Genomic DNA, 1,712 nt, shown 5'->3' with positions numbered 1-1,712 from the left:
CCGCCGAACCGTCCGGTTCGGCGGGGCCCTCCGCCGTGCTCCGCCGTACTCCGGCGGGAACCCGGCGGCGCGTGCGGACAGGTGGGGGTGTGGAACTGTCACAGCGGGCGCGATTGAGGAGCGGCGACCAGTGGGCCTTCGGGGAGTTGTTCGATGAGACGGCGGACGACCTGTACCGGTACGCGGTGCGGGTGGTGGGGGACCGGGCTGCGGCGGAGGACGTCGTCCAGCTGACGTTCCTCGAAGCGTGGCGCCTGCGCGGCGGGCTGCGGGAGGACGACGGGCCGGTGCGGCCCTGGCTGTTCGGGATAGCCGCCCAGGTCCTGCGCAACACGACCCGGGCGGCCCGGCGGCACCGGGCGGCGATGGCGCGGCTGCCCGACCGGGGCGTCCTGCCGGACTTCGCGGAGGAGTTGGCCGGTCGGCTCGACGACGACGCCCGGCTCGCCGCCGTCCGGCGGGCGCTGGGCCGGCTGCGGAAGGCGGAGCACGAGGTGTTCGGCCTCTGCGTCCTGGCGGGCCTGGACTACGCGAGCGCGGCCGAGGCACTCGGGGTACCGGTCGGCACGGTGCGCTCCCGGCTCTCGCGCGCCCGCTCCAAGCTGCGCGCGCTGGCGGACGAGGAGCTCCGGAACGGGCGGGAACCCGTTTCGGACACCGGACAGGTACGGGGTGGCCGCACCGAGACGGCCGGGGTGACGACGACTCAGGAGACGAAGCGATGAACGAGGACGAACTGCTGCCACCGTCTACGGGACCGGGGCTCTCCGCCGACCGCCGGCGGCAGCTGCGGGGGCACCTGATGAGCGAGTTCGCGCGGGAGCCGGTGACCGCGCCCCGGCGGAAGCGGCTCGGCTGGGTGGCCCTGCCCGCCCTGGCGGGCGGCCTGGCGCTGTCCCTGGTGCTGGCCGGAGGGCCGACCGAGCGGGGCGCCGACCCCACCCGGCCGGTCGCGGCCGTGGTCCTCGACCGCGCGGCGCGGGCCGCCGAACAGCAGCCCGCCCCGGCGGCGCGCGGGGACCAGTTCGTCTACGTGAAGAGCCTGGACGACTGGGCGAAGTCGGAGGGCGGGGCGGCGCGGGACCGGGAGCTCTGGAGGTCCGTCGACGGCAGCAGGCGCGACCTGCTGCTCCTGGACGGGCACCTGCCGAACCCCGGGGGAAGCGACGAGCACGGGGAAGCCGAACCCGTGCCGAACGCCGGGAGGATCGGCAGCTACGCCTACGTCGCCGCCCTGCCGACCGACCCGGACGCGCTGCTGGCCAGGATCCACGCCGACACCGAAGGCCACGGGCCCGGACCCGACGCGGAGGCGTTCGCGACCATCGGCGACCTCCTGCGCGAGCAGATCGCCCCGCCCGCCGTCAGCGCCGCGCTCTACCGGGCGGCGTCGAAGATCCCCGGTGTCACGGTGGTCGAGGAGGTGACCGACGCCGTCGGCCGTCCCGGCGTCGCGGTCGCACGACGGGACGGCGGCGGGAAGGTCGAGTCCCAGTGGATCTTCGACCGCGCCGACTACGCCTTCCTCGGCGAACGCACCGTCGCCGTGGCCGACGGCGAGACCTTCAAGAAGGGCGACACCACCGGCCAGATGGCCGTCCTCGCCCGCGCCGTCGTCGACCAGCCCGGCACCCGTCCGTAGCCGGGCCACAGTTGCCCCTACCCCCGCTTGCCCTCGTACACCTCCGGCATGCGGTAACACCCTTCCCTGC

At 75.4% G+C, this 1,712-nt stretch carries 2 protein-coding genes; both read left to right on the top strand.

Annotated elements, in window-relative coordinates; all coding sequences use genetic code 11:
• Positions 1-89 precede the first annotated feature (89 nt).
• The gene (locus ACFU6K_RS38455; protein WP_380671232.1) at positions 90-725 is read left to right on the top strand and encodes an RNA polymerase sigma factor; all 636 of its coding nucleotides are present in this window, start codon (positions 90-92) and stop codon (positions 723-725) included.
• Positions 722-1,642 (top strand): CU044_5270 family protein, encoded by a 921-nt coding sequence (locus ACFU6K_RS38450; protein ID WP_380671230.1) that lies wholly within the window; start codon positions 722-724, stop codon positions 1,640-1,642. Before ACFU6K_RS38455 ends, ACFU6K_RS38450 begins: the two co-directional genes overlap by 4 nt.
• The last annotated feature ends 70 nt before the right edge of the window (positions 1,643-1,712 follow it).

This window comes from Kitasatospora sp. NPDC057512, assembly GCF_042802135.1.
Classification (GTDB): Bacteria; Actinomycetota; Actinomycetes; order Streptomycetales; family Streptomycetaceae; genus Kitasatospora.
This window is presented reverse-complemented; position numbering and strand designations above follow the sequence as displayed.

Bases quoted from the DNA above. Each gene is read 5' to 3' on its own strand.
- ACFU6K_RS38450 (WP_380671230.1), top strand. From the start codon at position 722: ATGAACGAGGACGAACTGCTGCCACCGTCTACGGGACCGGGGCTCTCC.